Origin of the sequence: Blastococcus aurantiacus (genome assembly GCF_900102425.1) — a bacterium.
Taxonomy (GTDB): Bacteria; Actinomycetota; Actinomycetes; order Mycobacteriales; family Geodermatophilaceae; genus Blastococcus; species Blastococcus aurantiacus.
Map to the genome: position 1 here is coordinate 141,105 of NZ_FNBT01000002.1, position 14,700 is coordinate 155,804.

At 72.3% G+C, this 14,700-nt stretch carries 15 protein-coding genes, 1 tRNA gene and 1 pseudogene; 8 read left to right on the forward strand and 9 right to left on the reverse strand.

Features of this window, described 5'->3' with window-relative positions; genetic code table 11:
- The first annotated feature begins 338 nt into the window (after positions 1-338).
- Positions 339-845 (forward strand): hypothetical protein, encoded by a 507-nt coding sequence (locus BLS70_RS04160; protein ID WP_091764404.1) that lies wholly within the window; start codon positions 339-341, stop codon positions 843-845.
- A gap of 377 nt (positions 846-1,222) precedes the next feature.
- Entirely contained in the window at positions 1,223-1,426 is a 204-nt protein-coding gene (locus BLS70_RS04165) for a hypothetical protein (RefSeq protein WP_091764827.1), read from the forward strand.
- A 550-nt stretch (positions 1,427-1,976) separates the two neighbouring features.
- Here the strand turns inward: BLS70_RS04165 and BLS70_RS21190 are convergent.
- The gene (locus BLS70_RS21190; RefSeq protein WP_369406206.1) at positions 1,977-2,534 is read right to left on the reverse strand and encodes a DUF433 domain-containing protein; all 558 of its coding nucleotides are present in this window, start codon (positions 2,532-2,534) and stop codon (positions 1,977-1,979) included.
- Between BLS70_RS21190 and BLS70_RS04175 the strand changes: the two genes are divergently transcribed.
- Both BLS70_RS04175 and BLS70_RS21590 read left to right on the forward strand, forming a co-directional pair.
- Positions 2,494-2,760, forward strand: coding sequence for a helix-turn-helix domain-containing protein (locus BLS70_RS04175; RefSeq protein ID WP_218122272.1), 267 nt, complete (start codon positions 2,494-2,496; stop codon positions 2,758-2,760). The genes BLS70_RS21190 and BLS70_RS04175 overlap by 41 nt on opposite strands.
- Before the next feature lie 73 nt (positions 2,761-2,833).
- Positions 2,834-3,859: pseudogene (locus BLS70_RS21590) on the forward strand (tyrosine-type recombinase/integrase); the annotation flags it as partial.
- A 199-nt stretch (positions 3,860-4,058) separates the two neighbouring features.
- Here BLS70_RS21590 and BLS70_RS04185 read toward each other — a convergent pair.
- From BLS70_RS04185 to BLS70_RS04200, 4 genes are all read right to left on the reverse strand, one after another.
- Positions 4,059-4,131, reverse strand: a tRNA-Ala gene (locus BLS70_RS04185).
- 115 nt (positions 4,132-4,246) lie between these two features.
- A complete protein-coding gene (locus tag BLS70_RS04190; protein ID WP_091764406.1) occupies positions 4,247-4,660 on the reverse strand; it encodes a VOC family protein in 414 nt (137 codons plus the stop codon).
- A gap of 20 nt (positions 4,661-4,680) precedes the next feature.
- Entirely contained in the window at positions 4,681-5,094 is a 414-nt protein-coding gene (locus BLS70_RS04195) for a helix-turn-helix domain-containing protein (protein ID WP_176946285.1), read from the reverse strand.
- A 79-nt stretch (positions 5,095-5,173) separates the two neighbouring features.
- Positions 5,174-5,956 (reverse strand): M23 family metallopeptidase, encoded by a 783-nt coding sequence (locus BLS70_RS04200; protein WP_255362230.1) that lies wholly within the window; start codon positions 5,954-5,956, stop codon positions 5,174-5,176.
- Positions 5,957-6,389: 433 nt separating this feature from the next.
- Between BLS70_RS04200 and BLS70_RS04205 the strand changes: the two genes are divergently transcribed.
- Genes BLS70_RS04205 through BLS70_RS04220 form a run of 4 tightly spaced genes read left to right on the forward strand, consistent with a single transcriptional unit; the run spans position 6,390 to position 10,676 of the window.
- Positions 6,390-7,928, forward strand: a complete 1,539-nt coding sequence (locus tag BLS70_RS04205; RefSeq protein WP_091764408.1) for a mannitol dehydrogenase family protein — start codon at positions 6,390-6,392, stop codon at positions 7,926-7,928.
- Between the two features lie 57 nt (positions 7,929-7,985).
- Complete coding sequence (locus tag BLS70_RS04210) at positions 7,986-8,753, forward strand: HAD family hydrolase (protein ID WP_091764409.1); 768 nt, start codon at positions 7,986-7,988, stop codon at positions 8,751-8,753.
- Entirely contained in the window at positions 8,750-9,877 is a 1,128-nt protein-coding gene (locus tag BLS70_RS04215; protein WP_091764410.1) for a CDP-glycerol glycerophosphotransferase family protein, read from the forward strand. The genes BLS70_RS04210 and BLS70_RS04215 overlap by 4 nt, the downstream gene beginning before the upstream one ends.
- Positions 9,878-9,905: 28 nt before the next feature.
- Positions 9,906-10,676 (forward strand): phosphocholine cytidylyltransferase family protein, encoded by a 771-nt coding sequence (locus tag BLS70_RS04220; protein WP_091764411.1) that lies wholly within the window; start codon positions 9,906-9,908, stop codon positions 10,674-10,676.
- A 45-nt stretch (positions 10,677-10,721) separates the two neighbouring features.
- Here BLS70_RS04220 and BLS70_RS04225 read toward each other — a convergent pair whose 3' ends face one another.
- The 4 genes from BLS70_RS04225 to BLS70_RS04240 are packed head-to-tail and all read right to left on the reverse strand — an operon-like array spanning position 10,722 to position 14,616.
- The gene (locus BLS70_RS04225; protein ID WP_091764412.1) at positions 10,722-11,405 is read right to left on the reverse strand and encodes an SCO family protein; all 684 of its coding nucleotides are present in this window, start codon (positions 11,403-11,405) and stop codon (positions 10,722-10,724) included.
- Positions 11,402-12,133 carry a YcnI family protein gene (locus tag BLS70_RS04230; RefSeq protein WP_091764413.1) on the reverse strand — a complete coding sequence of 244 codons (732 nt, stop codon included), beginning with the start codon at positions 12,131-12,133 and terminating at the stop codon, positions 11,402-11,404. Before BLS70_RS04230 ends, BLS70_RS04225 begins: the two co-directional genes overlap by 4 nt.
- Positions 12,134-12,178: 45 nt before the next feature.
- On the reverse strand, positions 12,179-13,963 hold the full coding sequence (locus BLS70_RS04235) for a copper resistance CopC/CopD family protein (protein WP_255362231.1): 1,785 nt from the start codon (positions 13,961-13,963) through the stop codon (positions 12,179-12,181).
- On the reverse strand, positions 13,960-14,616 hold the full coding sequence (locus BLS70_RS04240; RefSeq protein ID WP_091764415.1) for a zf-HC2 domain-containing protein: 657 nt from the start codon (positions 14,614-14,616) through the stop codon (positions 13,960-13,962). The genes BLS70_RS04235 and BLS70_RS04240 overlap by 4 nt, the downstream gene beginning before the upstream one ends.
- Positions 14,617-14,700 lie beyond the last annotated feature (84 nt).

A 14,700-nucleotide genomic window follows, 5' to 3' on the forward strand; every position in this document is an offset into this window, starting at 1 on the left:
CCACGCGGTGCGGACGCGAGGGCCGTTCAGCCAGCCCGGCCTCGCCCCCGGCGCGGAACCGGCGCACCCCTTGCAGGCGGCACCCAGCGACATCGTCCAGCAACACCGCACAAAGCATCAGCAGCCTTGATCCGGCCCCTCCAACGTCGAAATCATGACCGACACACCTGGTGCATCTGCGGTCCGAAGTCCGTCGTGATACATCGGAGTGGGGTCGCCATCGACGAAGGGCGTTTTGGCGGCGACTTGCCGCGGGTCGGCGGCCGGCGCACTTGCCCCATGGAGTGTCATCACTCAACCGAGCCATCACCGGCAACGCATGGCGGCAAGCTGGCCACATGGACGATCTGCTCGAGGAAGTTGAAAAGTCGATCGATGCGGGCCTCTACTACGTAGGTCTCTTCGCGTGCCTCATGATTCCCGATGTCTGCGCAGCTCTGGGTTCTGCCGACGGCAAGGCGACCCCTGCGGGATACGCCGCCTGGGTGGAGCGACACATGGCGAGATGGTGGGACAGGGGCGACGGCCAGACCCTGTACCAGTTCCGCAACTCCCTGTTACATCAGGCCACCGGTCGTCCGGACGGGAGGTCGTCAAAGCCGCGGCTCCTCTTTGCCGAGCCGGAGCGGAATCAGCGCGTTCACATGACTCTGATAGATCTTGGCGAGGATCGGGCAGTCGTTGTCGACCTGCCGACCTTTTGCTTCGAGGTGCTTGGGGCGGCGAGGTCTTGGCTGGCGTCGGTCCAGGGCACGGAACCGTTCGAGACCAACCTGCAACGGCTTATCCGACGGCACCCGGAGGGACTCCCGCCGTTTGTCGTGGGTCGGCCCGTCATCGGCTAGTTGAAGCAAGACGATGGCCGACACACGTCTTGCATCTCGGGCTGGGAACTCGTGGTGACGGGTTACAGGAGGATCGCCAGCAGACTGAGGACATGGGAACCAGCGGTACACCTGAGTACCGCGCCCGACGGCGGGCGCGCGAGCAACAACGCCGCGAGCGTCAACGTCGCACCCCGGAAGAACGCCCTCGTCCGGACTGGGCCGCCCTCGCGGCGGACGGGCCGGAACGACGCACTGCCGCGACGACCTGCGGGTGGTGCGGTGGACCGATCACCCCGCGCAGCCGCGGTCCGATCCCCAAGTGGTGCTCAGCCACTTGCCGCCACCGGGCCTGGGAGCAGAGCCGCGCGGCGACCTCCGGCAGGGCGGCAGTGCAGATGGTCGAGCGGCGGGTCGAGATTCGTGTCCCCCTCGAGCCGACCCGCAGGGACTGGTCGAGGTTGCTCGGCCAGCTCGCCAGTCAGTTGGATGACGGCCACGTCTATGACCGGGACCTGCACGCCCTTGGCCGGGCGCTGAAGCCCGTCCTGCGGTCCTACCGGCGGCGGGCGCGCTGGACCGGCGCACCTGACCTCACCTGAGCGCCCCGAGGCGGAGCTCCCGTATTGCTCCTGTGAGGCACCGGCGCCGACGGTGACGTCCGGACAGTTCGTCGTGGAGCGGGGGTGACGGGGCGGTGACGACCCGACCGGCCCGACGTCACCCCAACCGGCGCGCCACTGGCCCTCGCTATCGACATGACTCCCGGCCCTGTCGGACGGCAGCGCCCTCAGCCCGCGCGCCACGCCCCGCCGAGAGGCGCACCGATCCGGTTGGAGCGGTAGCGCGCGCCGGTGACGCCCCCGGGCGGCATGCCGTTAGGCAGCTGACCAGACCCTGTCACCCGCGGCGTCGCCAACTCGTCACAACGGATTGCGCAGCCCTGGATGCATGAGGTGTGTCGGCTCGTGATCTTGTCCGGTTCGGCTGTCGAGATGGCCGCGGAGAGCGCCCACGGCAAGGACGCGGACGTAACCGATCGGGTCGACGGTGCGGAGGTCCACTGATGGGGGTGACGTGGCGCCGCACGCGGAGGCGACTGCCGAGGACGTTGGCTTGGATCCTCACTCACGCATTAGCAGCACGATTTCCTCACGGGCCAGCAACGCCCCCGTAGGCGGCGGCTGCCTGCACGCCTTCCGACGTCAGGGTCGGATACTCCGCGACGACCTCTTTGGGGCTTATTCCGGCGGCAAGGCAGTCGAGCACCATGCTGACGGGCACGCGGGTGCCGGCGATCACCGCCTGGTCGCTCAGCAGGCCGGATCGGTGGTGACCAACGCCAGGCGATCGGAACTCATGCGCCAAGGGCGCCCACGATCTACGCCCAGCACGCCGAGCCCCGTCCTGGAGGAAATTCGGAGACGCGCCGGAGCAGGTCAGGAGACCCAGCAAGCCGACGGGCGTCGGCCCCAGGTGATGAAGAGCTCGGACAGCTGGGACTGGAGGAAAACAGGAACTTCGCCGGCCACTGTCACCACGCGGCCGGAAATGGCGCCTTCTCCGGGTGGGCGTGCGGCGCCGGACGCCGGCGCACGAGGCCACGCGACCAGGAGCACGCGACGAGGAGGGCGAGATGGGCGACGCGCAGCGACCTCGGGAGCCGGTCTTGAGCGACCCGCTGCTGCTCACACCCGAGGAGGCCGCCACGGTGCTCCGCCTCGGGCGGACGACGGTCTACGCATTGATGAAGGCCGGCGACCTGCACCCCGTCCACATCGGCCGGAGCTGCCGCCTCTCCCGCAGCGAGCTCGAACGTTACGTTCGCGGGCTGGACGCTCCCCGCACCGCTCCTCGTGCCCTGCGCCCAACCCGAACCACCACGGAGCAGCCCGGACTCTTCAAACTGGGCCCGACGTCGCCCGATGCCGCGTGAGTCCACAACCGCTCCGCCGGTGTCGGACCGCTCGGCCAGACTGACACTCCAGCCCACGACCCAGGGGTGACCAATGGCGGGACGCGCCTCGAACGGCGAGTCGACGATCTACAAGGGCGCCGACGGCCGCTGGCACGGCTACGTCTCCGTCGGGTTCACGCTCGACGGCAAGCTCGATCGCCGGCACGTCAGCAGCAAGAGCCGCGGGGTCGTGGTCGCGAAGGTCCGTGAGCTCGAGCGTAAGCGCGAGTCCGGAACGGTCGGCGAGGCGTCGACCCCGACGGTCGCTGAGTGGCTCGAGCACTGGCTGACGACCATCGCCCCGCGACGGGTGCGACAGCGGACGCTAGAGAGCTACGAGTCGGCCGTCCGCAAGCACCTGATCCCCGGCATCGGCCGGCACCGCCTCGACCGGCTGCGGCCGGAGCACCTCGACCAGCTCTACACCGCCCTGCTGGACGACGGCTACTCCCCCGCCTCCGTGCTGCGCCACCACCGCATCCTGTCCCGGGCCCTCACCGTCGCCGTCCAGCGCGGACACGTCCCGCGCAACGTCGCCGCCCTCGTCGACCCGCCCGCCCAGCGCGCCAGCGACCTCGCCACCGCACTCGACCTCGGTGAGGCCCGCGCCGTGCTGCAGGCCGCAGCCGGCGTCCGCAACTCCGCCCGCTGGACCGTCGCGCTCGCCCTCGGCCTGCGCCAGTCCGAGGCGCTGGCGTTGCAGTGGAAGGACATCGACCCGCTGGCCGGCACCCTCACCGTGCGGCGCAGCATCCACCGTGTCCGCGGCGGCGGGCTGGTGTACGAGGAGCCCAAGACCCGCCGCAGCCAGCGCACGTTGGCGCTGCCGCTGCCCCTGCTCGACGCGCTGCAGGAGCACAAAGCCGCCCAGCTCGGCGAGCGGATGCTGGCCGGCTCCGAGTGGCACGACGAAGACCTGGTCTTCGCCCAGCCCAACGGCCGGCCGATCGACAAGAAGACCGACTACGACGACTGGACACGTCTGCTCCAGGAAGCCGGCGTCCGCCACGTCCGCCTGCACGACGGGCGGCACACCGCCGCCACGCTCCTCCTGAGCGAGAACGTCCACCCGCGGGTCGTCATGGAGCTGCTCGGCCACAGCCAGATGCGCACCACGATGGACATCTACAGCCACGTCATGCCGGCACTGGCCCGCGAGGCTGCCGACCGCATGAGCGCCCTGCTGCTGCCAGGTAAGGGTGGGCAAACTGCAACCACAACTGCAACCAGAGACGACTCAGGCCGCTCCCCAGAAGGGAACGGCCTGGTCATCGGGGTGGAGCTGAGGGGACTCGAACCCCTGACCCCCACACTGCCAGTGTGGTGCGCTACCAGCTGCGCCACAGCCCCGGACCGACCCGGTCTGGTGCGTCCGGGCCGGGAGTAACTGTACAGGGGTGAACGCACGGGAACGCGCAGGGGTGGTGGCGTCGCACCGCGCGGCGCCACCTCCGGCGACTGCGCCTCAGGCGCTCTTCATCTGCGCGATGCGGATGTGGTTGCCGAACGGGTCCCGCAGGCCGAAGTCGATCCCGTAGGGCTGGTCGACCGGCTCCTCGGTGATCTCCACTCCCTTCGCCGTGAGCTCGGCGTGGGTCCGGTAGGCGTCGTCGCAGGCGAAGAAGAGGTGGCCGCCGGCCACGCCCTTGCTGATCGCCACCCGCACCTCGGCTGCGGTCTCCTCGCTCATCGAGGGCGGCCCGGGCTTCTCCAGCAGGACGGCGCGGTTGGGCTGGCCGGGCAGGGTCACGGTGAGCCAGCGCATCGGGCCGAAGGCCATGTCGGCCTGGACCTCGAACCCGAGCTTGCCGACGTAGAAGTCGAGCGCCTGGTCCTGGTCGGGGACGTAGATCTGCGTGATGGTGATCGAGGTCAGCATGGGCAGAACGCTAGGAGCGCTCACTCCCCCGGTGCTTCTCCGAAACTGCTCGGTCGCAGCCAGGCCATGGCGAAGCAGGACGGCGCCGGGGGCAGCGGGCCCCGGCGTCGGTGGACGCTGGGCGGCTCGCCCACGATGTCTCGGAAGACCCGGCTGAAGGTGCCGAGACTGGAGAAGCCCACGTCCATGCAGATGTCGGTGACGCTGCGGTCGGTGGAGCGCAGCAGGAACATGGCCCGCTCGACGCGGCGCCGCTGCAGGTAGCGGTTGGGCGTCTCGCCGAAGGTCGCCCGGAAGCTCCGGATGAAGTGCGCCTCCGACACGTACGCGATGCGCGCCAGCGTCGGGACGTCGAGCGGCTCGGCGTAGCGGCGGTCCATGGCGTCGCGCGCCCGCAGCAACCTGCGGTTCGTCTCCTCGGCCGAGCGGCTCACCCGGCAACTTTATGGAACCGGCCGGCTCTCAGGGGCCCACGCCGAGCCTGCGAGGCGTGGGGGGAGAGCCGGTCCTTCATCAGATGTCGACGCCGCGCTCGCGCAGCCAGGGCACCGGGTTGACCCGCTTCCCGTTCATCCCGCCCTTGTGCACCTCGAAGTGCAGGTGCGGCCCGGTGGACTGCCCACGGTTGCCCAGCAGCGCGATGGTCTCGCCGGCGTCCACGTAGTCGCCGGGCTCGACCAGGATCTTGTCCATGTGGCCGTAGACGGTCACGTCGCCGTTCTCGTGGAGGATGTAGACCGCCAGGCCGAAGCCCGAGGCCGACCCGGCGCGCAGCACGACCCCGTCGGCCGCCGCGTACTCGGGGGTGTGCATGGGAGCGGCCAGGTCGATGCCGTAGTGGAAGGTGCCCCATCGGCCCCCGTAGCCGCTGGTCAGTCGGGCCCCGTCGACCGGCATCACGGTCTTGGGCCGGGCGGCCTCCGCGGCTGCCGCGGCGGCGGCCTCGGCGGCTACGGCGGCCTCGGCGCGGGCCGCCCGCGAGGCGGCGACCTCCCGGAGGCGGGCCTCGGCCTCGGCGACGGTGACCGACGCCTGCGGCAGCACCTCGAGTTGCTCCTCGGCGCTGAGCATCTCCTGCTGTGCGGCGAGGACCGAGGTGCTCTCCGAGGCCGCACCGGCGGGGCCGCTGAAGCCCAGGAAGGCGGCCGCCAGGCCACCGGTGAGCAGGGCACCGAGCAGGACGCCGGGACGGCGGGCCGGCCGGGGGCGGGGCGCACGTCGGGCGCGCCTGCTGGCGGCCCGGTGGCGGGACGGTTCCACCGCGACCAGGAGGTCGGTCGGGGTGTCGGAACCCAAGCCTGCGTGCATGCACCTGCCTGTTTCGCCGGAACGTCGGCCGGGGGAAGTGGCCGGCGCCCATCGAAACATTCCGTGACTTCTTCGTGACCAGCAGTACGGCGCGTCATCGAGGACACGCCGGGTGAGATGTCGCTCACGCCCCGTCAGTCACAGGCGCAACAGACATCCATGTGATTCGCCCGCGATGAGCGGCGTCACACCCGTGCGGGCGACGGGCGGTTTGGCCGGGGCCATGGCTGGCAATGATCCTTCTCCGGGCGTGAAACAACGGCGCCCTCCGTACGCCCTGCTTCCGGTTGCGACCTGATGACATCGGCGCCGGAACCATTGCGCGGCTGGGTGCCGCACCCGTGTACTGCTGGTCTGCACCGGTCCGGAACCGGGTCGGCCGCCGGAGTCGGCAGCACGGACGCGACGAAGGAGGGGTGCGATGACGCAGGTCGAGATCTTCCCGTTCTCCCCGGCGCCCATCTCTGGGTCGTCACTGCCGGAGATCCACCCGCTCACCGAGCGGTCCCTCGGCCACTACAGCGACCAGGTGCTGGTGCCCACCTACGACCGCGCGGCCCTCACGCCCGCCGTCGTCCACTTCAGCGTCGGCGGCTTCCACCGCGCCCACCAGCTGCTCTACTTCGACGAGGTCGCCGAGCGCCGGATCAGCGACGGGTGGGGCGTGGTCGGCGTCGGCCTGCACAGCCGCACCATGAAAGAGGCCCTGGCGCCGCAGGACCACCTGTACACCGTGGTCGAGCGCAGCCCCGACGGCGAGCGCGCCCGCGTCGTCGGCGTGATGGTCGACTACCACTTCGCCCCCGACGACCCGGCCCGCGTGCTGGACCTGCTCACCGACGAGCGCACCCGCATGGTCTCGCTGACCATCACCGGCAGCGGCTACCGGCTGAGCCCCTCGAGCGGGACGTTCGACGCCGACGACGTCGACATCCGCGCCGACCTGCGCTGCCCGGAGCGCCCCCGCACCGTCTTCGGCTACCTCGTCGAGGCGCTCGACCGGCGCCGTCGCGCCGGCCTGCCTCCGTTCACCGTCGTCTCCTGCGACAACATGCATCGCAACGGCGACGCCGCACGGGCGGCCGTGGTCGGCTTCGCCCGCCTCCGGGACGAGGTGCTGGCCCGTTGGATCGCCGACCGGGTGGCCTTCCCCAGCAGCATGGTCGACCGGATCACGCCACACACGCCCCCGGGCGAGCGCGAGGCCGTCGCGCGCCGCTACGGCGTCGACGACCGCTGGCCGGTCATCACCGAGCCGTTCTCGCAGTGGATCATCGAGGACACCTTCAGCAACGGCCGCCCACCGCTGGACCAGGTCGGGGTCCGCTTCGTACCCGACGTCGCCGCCTACGAGCTGATGAAGACCCGGTTGCTCAACGCCAGCCACTGCGCGCTGGGGTACCTGGGCTCGCTGGCCGGTCTGGCCACGCTCGACCAGGTCATGACCGAGCCGGTCTTCGTGCACTACATCGAGCGGCTCATGGACGACGAGGTCACGCCGCTGCTTCCCCAGCCCGAGGGCATCGATCTCGACGAGTACAAGCGCACGCTGCTGCAGCGCTTCGCCAACCCCGCGATCTCCGACGGGCTGCCCCGGCTGTGCCGCCGCGGCTCGGCCAAGATGCCGCACCACCTGCTGCCGTCGCTGGAGGAGGCACTGTCCTCCGGCCGACCGCACCGCCTGCTCACCCTCGCCCTCGCCGGCTGGTTCCGGTACCTGCGCGGCACCGACGAGGCCGGGGAGCCGCTGACGATTGACGACCCGCACGCCGAGCGCCTGCGGATCCTGGCCCGCGCGGGCGGCACCGACCCCCGCCCGCTGCTGGGGCTCCGGCCCCTGTTCGGCACCCTGGGGGACGACGCCGACTTCGTCGACGAGCTGCAGCAGGCCCTGGAACGGCTCGACCGCGACGGCGTCCGCGCCTCGCTGGCCACCGGCACCGCGGTGCCGCTCCGCTAGCCGCTCCACCGCACGGCCCCACCACCCGAGACCGACCGACCGACAGGAGACCACCCGGTGCCGACCGTTCCGCCGACGCTCACCGAGCAGGTGACCCACCTGCTCTGCGACGCCGACGGCAACCTCTTCCCCTCCGAGGAGCCGGCGTTCGATGCCTCCGCCGAGGTGACCAACGCCTTCCTGGCGTCGCTCGGGGTCGACCGGAGCTACACGGCCACCGAGCTGCGGACCGCGGCCACCGGCATGAACTTCCGGTCCACGGCGGCCACCCTCGCCGCGGAGGCCGGACACCCCGACGCCGACGTCGAGCCCTGGGTCGCCGAGGAGCGCCGGGCGGTCACCGCGCACCTGGGCCGCACCCTGCAGCCGCACCCGCCGACGCAGGAGGCGCTGCGCACCCTGGCCGGGCCCCTGACGCTGGCCGTGGTCAGCTCCAGCGCGCTGGCCCGCCTGGCAGTCTGCTTCACCGCGACCGGCCTCGACGACCTCCTCCCGCCGGACCGCCGGTTCAGCGCCGAGGACTCGCTCCCCACGCCGACCAGCAAGCCCGACCCCGCCGTCTACCGGCACGCGTGCGAGCAGCTGGGCATCCGGCCGGAGCAGGGCCTGGCCGTCGAGGACGCCGTCGCCGGTGTCCGGTCCGCCGTCGCCGCGGGCTGCCCCGTCGTCGGCAACCTGCTGTTCGTGCTGCCCGAGGAGCGCGCGGAGCGGTCCGCCGCCCTGATGGCCGCCGGCGCGCTCACCGTCGTCTCCTCCTGGTCGGAGCTCGCCGAGCTGCTGCTGCCCGCCGGCGACGTCCTGCTCGGGACGGGGGCCGGACGGTGAACATCGTCTACGTCGCCTTCCGGGGTCACTTCTCCGACAGCCCCCGCGCGCTCTACCGCGAGATCCGGGCCCGCGGGATCGAGGCCACCCACACGTGGCTGTCCGCGCCGCACACCCAGGAAACCTTCCCTGACGACGTCGCGACCGTGACCTTCGGCAGCCCGGAGTCCATCGCCGCGCTCGAGGGCGCCGACCTGGTCATCTCCAACGACCACATCCCGCTGGACTGGGAAAAGCGGCCGGGCACGACCTACCTGCAGACCTGGCACGGCACGATGCTCAAGCGCGTGCACAACGACGTGCTGTGGGCACCCGAGGGCCGCCTGGCCTACCTCGACCAGGACATCGCCCGCTGGGACCTGCTCCTCTCCCCCAACGCCGTCACCACCGAGCGGCTGCGCAAGGCTTTCGGGTTCACCGGGCCGATCCACGAGACCGGCCTGCCGCGCAACGACCTGCTGCACAGCCCGCAGCGGGACGAGGTGCGCGCCCGCGTGCGGGCCGACCTCGGCATCGGCGAGGACCAGCGGGTCGTCCTCTACACCCCGACGTGGCGCGACGACCTGGTCTTCGCGGGCGCCGAGGGACGGTCCTTCGAGTTCCCGATCGACCTGGACGCGTTCACGCAGCGGCTGGGCGCCGACCACGTGCTCCTGCTCCGGCTGCACAACATGGTGCTCGACCGGCTGAACCCCGCCGAGGGCTCCGTCATCCGCGACGTCAGCGGCTACCCCGACATCCAGGACCTGTACCTGGCCGCCGACGTGATGGTGACCGACTACTCCTCGACGATGTTCGACTTCGCCAACACCGGCCGGCCGATGGTGTTCTTCACCTACGATCTGGACCGGTACCGGGACGAGCTGCGAGGCTTCTACTTCGACCTGGAAGACGTCGCCCCGGGCCCGCTCGTGCACACCAGCGAGGAGCTGGTCGACGCGCTCGCCGACATCGACCGGGTCAGCGAGAAGCACGCCGCGCGCTACGCGCACTTCCAGGAACTGTTCACCCACCTCGAGGACGGCGCCGCGACCCGGCGGGTCCTCGATCTCATCCTCCCGGCCGCAACCGCGTCCGGGCAGACCAGTACGACCGAGGGAGATGATGCTGGTGCGCAACGGTGACCGCGTACTCAACCCCGTACGACGGGGCATGGCACCCCTCGCGACACGGACGACCGGACGGCGGACCGAGGGGCAGTCGGTGCAGGTGATCATCCTGGCCGCCGGCATGGGCACCCGGCTGGGACGCCAGGACCCCAAGCCGCTCACCCAGCTCCGCGACGGCCGCAGCATCCTGCAGCGCCAGCTGGACGGCCTCCGCGCCGTCCTGGGCGAGGACGTCTGCGTCACCGTCGTCGTCGGCTACCGCAGCAAGCGGATCATGAAGGCCGCTCCGGACCTGCTGTTCGCCTACAACCCGGACTTCGCCGAGACCAACACGTCGAAGAGCCTGCTGCGCGGGCTGCGCACCACCCGCGAGGGCGGCGTCCTGTGGCTCAACGGCGACGTCGTCTTCGACCCGGCCGTGATCGAGCTGGCGCTGCCGACGATCGCCGCCGACGAGAGCTTCGTGTGCGTGGACACCAACACCGTCGCCGACGAGGAGGTCAAGTACACCCTCGACGCCGACGGCTACGTGCAGGAGCTGTCCAAGACCGTCGTCGGCGGCCTGGGCGAGGCCGTGGGCATCAACTACGTGTCCTCGGCCGACAAGGCCACGCTGATCGACCACCTGGCCGCCTGCGGCGACCAGGACTACTTCGAGCGCGGCATCGAGACGGCCATCGCGACCGAGGGCCTGAAGGTCCGGGCGGTCGACATCTCGCAGTACAGCGCGGTCGAGGTGGACTTCGAGACCGACCTGGCCCGCGCCAACTCGCTGTTCTCCGTCAAGAAGAACACCGTCGCCGACGTCGGCTGAGCACCGGCCGGCCGGGAGGTGCTCCCGGCCGGCCGGACACGCCGGTCAGCCGACGACCACCTCGAGGTCCGTGGCGATGTCGCGGGAGGTGTTCTCCGAGTCGAACGCGACGTGCGCCGCGTCATCGGAGCCGTACAGCAGCAGCAGCGCGGAGTGGGCCCGGCCGTCGTCCTCGGCCAGCGGCACACCGGCCGCGAGCTGGGCCTGCTCGATGGCGTCCTGGTCGCCGGTCAGCCCGACGAACCCGACGGGCAGGTCGGCATCGAACCGGCCCAGGTACTCCCCCAGCACCTCGGGGGTGTCGGTGTCCGGGTCGGTGGTCACGAAGACCACCTGGACCTGGTCGGCGACCGAGGGGTCCACCGAGCGCAGCGCCACCGCGACGTCGGCCATCGTCGTCGGGCAGATGTCCGGGCAGTTGGTGTAGCCGAAGAACAGCAGCGTCGGCCGCCCGGCCGTCTGCGCCTTGAAGTCGTAGGCCGCGCCGGTGGCGTCGGTCAGCGTGAACGACGGCCGCCGGTAGGGCTCGGCCAGGTCGAATCCCGCGTAGACGTCCTCCGGGCCCTCGACGGTGGCCGGCGGTGCGTCGGCGTGGTCGTGCCCGCTCCCCGAGGTGGGTGACGCCTCCTCGGCCGACGACGTGCCGCCGCAGCCGGACAGGCCCAGCCCGGCCGCGAGGAGGAACGCTGGGAGGGCTCCCCGGGTACGACTGCGCAGTCCTCGGCTCACGGGGCCACGGTACGTCGCCGCGCGGCCAGCCCGAGCGCCAGACCACCCAGTCCGGCCAGCAGGCCGAGCACCGCGAGGACGAGCGCGGTGACGGCGACGCCCGAGGCGCCGTCGTCCTCGACCTCGGCCGAGGTGGAGGTACCGGCGCTGTCGGCGGCGTCCCCGCTCGAGGCCGCACCGCTCAGCGCGAGCACCGGAGCGGGCCGCTCCGGCTCCGGCTGACCGTCGACGGTCGGCTCGATCCACGCCGCCTCGGTGCCGTCGCTGTAGGTCTGCACCGCCGGGAAGGAGAGCTCGTCGACGTCGTCGGGGAACGCGCCGCCGGACAGGGCGAACTCCTGGAACTCACCCGGCGCGATGCCGGCGCCGGCGTCGGCCCGGAACTCCACCACCGACACGTAGCTGGTGATCTCCTGGCCGTGCGCCTCGAGGGGTTCGGGGAGCTCGGAGGTGGTCATGACGACCGTCCAGCCGGGCACCGGCTGGGCGCGCAGCGAGGCCAGGGCCGACTCCTCGGGGACCTGGATCCGCAGCGCGACGGTGCTGGCCGTGTCGCTCTCGTTCGGGACCCGGAAGGTGAGCTTGCCGTAGCCGCCCGGGGCGGCGTCGGTGCTCGACACCGTCACGTGCGCGGACGCCGTCGACGCGACGGCCACCGACGCGGCGAGCGCCGCGGTGGCGGTGGCGAGGACGACGACGGCCCGGGAGCGGGCACGGGGCATGGACATGGAACTCCTCAGGGTCGTGGGTGGGGTCGGTCGTCGGTGCGCCGGTCAGCGCACCGCGAACGTGGTGGAGGCGGTGGTGGCGGTGAACTCGTCGAGGCGCACGGTGACCGTCAGGCGCCACGTGCCGGCTGTGGGGACGGCCATGTCCTGGGCGACGTAGCGGCCCGGTCCGGCGGCCGCGATGTCGACGTCGAGCGGGCCGATCTCCTGCTGCTCCTCGGTCAGCGCGACGCGGATCTGCTCCGGCTGGGTCGCGCGGCCCTCGTCGTCGTACAGGTACAGCTGGAGGACGTTGGACCCCGCCTGCGCGGGCACGACGGTCACCTGGACGCTGCCGGCCTCACCGGAGGAACCCTCCAGCGACATCGTGACGTCGACCGGATCCCCCGCGACGGCCTGCGCCGGCGGCGTGCCGACGAGCACCGCGGAGACCAGGACGATCGCGGCACCGAGCACGGCCTCGACCAGCATCGACCGGCGCAGCGAGGGCAGCTGGTCCCGGGCCCCGTCGGACTGCATCCGGCTGCGCGCGGCCACCGACTCGTCCTCGTCGGAGTCCACCCGTCCCTCCGCCGTGGCGCCGAAGGCGTGGGCCGTGACGCGGGTGCGGCGCCCCGCGGGCGCCCGGCGGACGCCCAGCCGCTGCTGGACCCACACCCGGGAGACCCCGGCCGCCCCGAGGACGACCAGGAAGAAGGTCAGCTTCGCCATGAGCAGCCGGCCGTAGACGGTGTCGACCAGCGCCGTGGGCGAGCCGAGCTCGCGCACGCTCTGCAGGATGCCGGTGACGACGAGGGCCGCCACGGCGGCGAACGCGACCCGGGAGAACCGGCGCATCGCGTCGGCGAAGTCGGCGTCCTCGTCGAACGGCCGCAGCACCACCAGCAGCAGCGCCACCAGTCCGCCGAGCCACACCGACATGGCGACGACGTGCACCGCCGTGACCCCGATGGCGAGGACCGGCCACGAGCCCGCCACCGCGTGGCCCGTCGCCGCGGTCGCCAGGGCGAGGCCCGTGGCGGACAGCGCGGCGGCCGCGAGCTCCGGGACCTCCGGCGGGCCCTCGCGGCGCCAGGCAGGTCGCAGCGCGAACAGCAGGGCGACCGCCAGGACGGCGCGGGCCAGGAGCGCCCAGCCGGCGGTGGAGGCGGCGGTGGCGGACAGCAGCTCCGGGTCCAGCAGCGATCCGAGGCCGGATCCGGCCGCGTACGGGCCCTGCAGGAGGAACAGCAGCACGGCCGTTCCCGCCGCGGTCGCCGCGCCCCACGTGCTCATCAGCCGCAGCCGGCGCGACGACCACCCGCGGGGCAGGCACAGCAGCACCAGCACGGGGACGCCGACGGCGAACGCGATGCCCGCGAACCCGACCGTGCGGACCAGCTGCTGGGCGCCCTCCACCAGCCGGTCGGCGATGGGGCCGTCGGCAGAGGCGGCCACGAGCTCGCCGTCGCCGACGACGAAGGAGAAGGCCCCCTGGATGGGATGGGAGTCGGCGGAGACGATCCGGTAGGTGACCAGGTAGCCGCCGTCACCGAGGTCCGGCTGCAGCGGGATGGTCACCACGTCGCCGTCGACGGAGGCGTCGTCGGTGTCGACGCGCTCCCCCTCAGCCGTCAGGACCCGGGCGTACCCAGCGCCCAGCGACACCCCCTCGTTGAAGGTCAGCGTCACCTCCGTGGGCGCGGTCTCGAGCCGGGCGCTCTCCCCCGGCTCGGTCGCCACGAGCCCGGCGTGCGCGGCAGCAGGGCCGGCGAGGACGACGCCGGCCAGCAGCCAGCCGGTGACGAGCAGCAGCAGGGGCATACGCCGGCGGCTCCGGAGCACGCTCACGCGGCCACCCGCTGGCGGTTCCGGGAGAGCAGGACGCGCGGGCGACGCCGCCGGCTGCGGTTGCGGAAGGCGCCCGCCGACACCAGGACGACGCCCGCGACCAGCAGCAGGTGGGTCAGCGCTCGGTCGGCGTGCACGTGCCCCGCGCCGAGGTCGGCCAGGGTCACCGGCATCAGCAGCGCCGTGAAGGACAGCAGGAAGGGCAGCGCCCCGGCCGCGAGCCGCGGCGCCGCCGCCACCGCCAGGAAGGCCGCGGCTACGGCCAGGTTCCACGCGCCCGTCTCGTGGGTCATGTGGGTCGGCGCGCTCATGGCGCCGGCGCCCGAGACGAGCACCGGCCAGGCGATCCCGGCCTGCGCGACGCCGACGGCGAGCAGCGCCAGCCGCAGGGCGGTGTCCAGCAGCTGCTTCCGGGCCGCCGCGGCGGCCCCCGGCAGCTCCTGGGGCAGCGCCGCCAGGACGGCACCGGTGAGGTCGGGGACCGCCGGCGCCGAGGCCAGCCGGGCCCGGCGCGTGGCCCGGGCGGCCTCGTCCGACCAGCCGGCGCAGGCGGCGCAGGTGTCGAGGTGGCGCTCCAGCTCGCGGTCGGGCATCCCGAGGGGCTCGCCGTCGAGCCGCGCGGAGATCGCCTCGCGGAAGGGGTGGCACGGCATGTGGAGGTAGTCGCCCGGGCGCCCCGCGGAGTTCCCGAGACGTCGATCACACCCCGACAGGTGGCCGCTGAGGGTCCGCGGGCC

Bases quoted from the DNA above. Each gene is read 5' to 3' on its own strand.
- BLS70_RS04230 (WP_091764413.1), bottom strand. From the start codon at position 12,133: ATGTCCATGCCCCGTGCCCGCTCCCGGGCCGTCGTCGTCCTCGCCACC.
- BLS70_RS04160 (WP_091764404.1), top strand. From the start codon at position 339: ATGGACGATCTGCTCGAGGAAGTTGAAAAGTCGATCGATGCGGGCCTC.
- BLS70_RS04240 (WP_091764415.1), bottom strand. From the start codon at position 14,616: ATGCCGTGCCACCCCTTCCGCGAGGCGATCTCCGCGCGGCTCGACGGC.
- BLS70_RS04165 (WP_091764827.1), top strand. From the start codon at position 1,223: ATGGTCGAGCGGCGGGTCGAGATTCGTGTCCCCCTCGAGCCGACCCGC.
- BLS70_RS04220 (WP_091764411.1), top strand. From the start codon at position 9,906: ATGGCACCCCTCGCGACACGGACGACCGGACGGCGGACCGAGGGGCAG.
- BLS70_RS04190 (WP_091764406.1), bottom strand. From the start codon at position 4,660: ATGCTGACCTCGATCACCATCACGCAGATCTACGTCCCCGACCAGGAC.
- BLS70_RS04205 (WP_091764408.1), top strand. From the start codon at position 6,390: ATGACGCAGGTCGAGATCTTCCCGTTCTCCCCGGCGCCCATCTCTGGG.